This window comes from uncultured Leptotrichia sp. (assembly GCF_938036635.1).
Lineage (GTDB): Bacteria > Fusobacteriota > Fusobacteriia > Fusobacteriales > Leptotrichiaceae > Leptotrichia > Leptotrichia hongkongensis.
Window position 1 is genome coordinate 1 of sequence record NZ_CALHQO010000339.1, and the last position, 1,358, is coordinate 1,358.

3 protein-coding genes are annotated in these 1,358 nt (G+C 31.4%); 2 read left to right on the plus strand and 1 reads right to left on the minus strand.

Features of this window, described 5'->3' with window-relative positions; translation table 11 throughout:
* Nucleotides 1–78 precede the first annotated feature (78 nt).
* Nucleotides 79–276 carry a hypothetical protein gene (locus tag Q0370_RS06725; protein ID WP_299573747.1) on the plus strand — a complete coding sequence of 66 codons (198 nt, stop codon included), beginning with the start codon at nt 79–81 and terminating at the stop codon, nt 274–276.
* Nucleotides 277–319: 43 nt separating this feature from the next.
* On the plus strand, nt 320–814 hold the full coding sequence (locus Q0370_RS06730; protein ID WP_147005290.1) for a hypothetical protein: 495 nt from the start codon (nt 320–322) through the stop codon (nt 812–814).
* Between the two features lie 64 nt (nt 815–878).
* Here Q0370_RS06730 and Q0370_RS06735 read toward each other — a convergent pair.
* On the minus strand, nt 879–1,358 hold a 480-nt coding region (locus Q0370_RS06735; RefSeq protein ID WP_299573750.1), incomplete at its 5' end, for a phosphoribosylglycinamide synthetase C domain-containing protein.

Genomic DNA, 1,358 nt, shown 5'->3' on the forward strand with positions numbered 1-1,358 from the left:
TTGACTTTCATAAAAAACTGTTGTATACTTTTTATAGAAAATTATTTACCGTAAAAGATTAGAAAGGAATTGATTATTATGAAAAAAACTTTTAAACTTTTAACAATTATTCTGGCAATGTCATCATTTAGCAGCTGTACAAGTTTAATGGCACTTGCAGGAAGTGAAAAGGCAGATCGAGAGCTACGTGGTCATACTATTGAAGAATCAAAACGTTATTGTGCTGTCTCAAGAGTTTCTACTGGAGAATGCTTAGAATGGAGAAAACATAACTAATATTTGTTTTAATTAAAAATGAAAAGAGAAAGAAGGTTTTAAAATGAAAAGTTTAAGAAAAATTATACTGTCATTATTTGTTGTGATGTCAGTATTTACGTTTGCAAAAGGAAATTCAGGTTCAAGTATAAGATTCGGAAGTCCTAGAGTTGGATATATAACTGTTCCTACAAACTGGTATGAATTTGGAGATCCCGATGCTTCGCCTACAGCCAAACAAGTATCAATAGATAACACAAATATTATAACTTTAGATATTGTTGCAACTAACGGAAGAGGTACTGCAAAAAGAGCAGCTGAAGTAATTATTCAAAAATATATTAATCTAGGAACTCCTGAAGATAACATTTTTGAAGGCAGCGTTAACATAAATGGTTATGAGGGAGAACAAGTGGCAATAGAATATGATGATGGAAGTGTATTAATAATGTACTACATTGAAGCTAACGGAAATATCTATTACATTGCTCAGGAAGGTGAACCTGAATATCAGAAACAATTAGCAAAAGCTATCAAAACTTGGAGTCCAAGAAGATAAATAACAATAAAAAAAGGCTGTTTAAAATTCAAAACAGTCTTTTTTATTACTATTTATTTTTTTACTAAAATCTTCCACCAATATCTTTTCTAAAATACATTCCTTCAAAATTTATAGTTTTCAAAAGTTCATACGCTTTTTTTTGTGCTTTTTCCAGTGTATTCCCAAGAGCTACAGCATTTAATACTCTTCCGCCATTAGTCAACAATTTTCCATTTTCAACTTTTGCTCCACAGATGAATACTTTATTATCATCAGTTTCTTCAAAGTCAAGAACTCCTGTAATTTCATCGCCTTTTTTATAACTTTCTGGATAACCTCCTGCAGCAGCTACTACGCAGCATGAATGTAATGGTTTCCAATTAACTTTAACTTCCGATAATTTTTTTTCAAAAGATTTTTCTATTAACTCAAGCAAGTCATTTTCCAGAAGTGGCAATACCGCCTGAGTTTCTGGATCTCCCATTCTCATATTGTATTCAAGCAGATAAACGCCTTTTTTCGTAATCATAAGCCCAAAGAAAATCACACCTGCAAAATCCAT

Bases quoted from the DNA above. Each gene is read 5' to 3' on its own strand.
- Q0370_RS06730 (WP_147005290.1), top strand. From the start codon at position 320: ATGAAAAGTTTAAGAAAAATTATACTGTCATTATTTGTTGTGATGTCA.
- Q0370_RS06725 (WP_299573747.1), top strand. From the start codon at position 79: ATGAAAAAAACTTTTAAACTTTTAACAATTATTCTGGCAATGTCATCA.